Source organism: Erwinia sp. JUb26 (assembly GCF_003751505.1).
In the GTDB taxonomy this organism is placed as follows: Bacteria; Pseudomonadota; Gammaproteobacteria; order Enterobacterales; family Enterobacteriaceae; genus Erwinia.
This window is the reverse complement of sequence record NZ_RJVB01000023.1, coordinates 1-1,091: the sequence shown is the minus strand read 5'-3', so window position 1 is coordinate 1,091 and position 1,091 is coordinate 1. Positions and strand designations below refer to the sequence as shown.

General features: G+C 50.0%; 1 protein-coding gene. It reads right to left on the bottom strand.

The genetic code is table 11. The features are described from left to right. Window positions 1–869, bottom strand: an 869-nt coding sequence (locus EC836_RS24545; protein ID WP_123337997.1) for an IS110 family transposase, incomplete at its 3' end; no start/stop codon positions are given. Window positions 870–1,091: the final 222 nt, after the last annotated feature.

Genomic DNA, 1,091 nt, shown 5'->3' with positions numbered 1-1,091 from the left:
GCCAGCATGCGTTCGTACATAACCTTCAGTGGACGATTGTGCTTCATCGCCACAAGGGCACAGATAAAAAGCTTCGCCCTCAGGCGTGGAGGGCCTGATTTTGACAGCCGTGCGCGAAAATGTACTGAGCTACCCGAGCGCTTCTCTTTCGGCACCAGACCGCACCATGCGGCAGCCTGCTGAGCAGAGTTGAAATTGTGACTTCTCAGTACGACCAGCATATTCGATCCTGTCTGAGGCCCAATCCCTTTGATCGAGGTGAGATAACCCATATCCCGTTTCAGGTCAGGGTCCCTGTCGATATGGTCATTAATGAGTTTTTCTATTTCGCCAAGCTCGGTTTTCAACACCGTAATCATCTTGCAGACTGATGCTTCAACCAGCGGCGAATGGCGCGTTGAGAGAATTTTTTCCAGCCGGTTTTCTTCGCGCAAAGAATCTTTCAGAAGAGCATCACGCCTGCGCAGCAACTCTTTAAGCTCCCGGACTGACGGCGAAGCCGGGACCCATGGGTCCGGATTTCTCATCTCGCCATAGCAGGCGAGCACGTATGAATCTACCGTATCCGTTTTGGTCAGAATACCCATACCTCGGGCATAATCTCTGACCCGTAGTGGATTGCCCAGCACCACTCGTATTCCCTGTTCGTGAAGCCCATAAGCAAGATATTCGTGGTAAGTGCCGGTGGGTTCCAGCACGGCCTGGACGCAGGTGATATCAACCTTCTTCGTGAGAAGCCATGAGATGACATCTGTCGCGACAGAAGGGGAGTTTTTGAGAACTTTGGTTTTCTTTTTGCCTTTAGCGCCTTCAGGCAAAAGGCAGAGGTCAATTTTGCTTTTACCTACATCAATCCCTAACTGAATCATTATGTATCTCCTTTCACATGTAACCATCACGCCCATTATCCTTGTGCATGCGGAGTCAGAATTAACTGCTCCTGGCAACCGTTCAAAGTCTATGCTGGCGTGAAAGGTGAAGCAGGGGATTTATGCTGTAGCTCAGGGTTTTCCCTTAGGGATGTTCCAAATTCACCCTGCTTCAGGTAGTGGTAGCTAACCACTACCGACTGCAATACTCAAGATACAAGG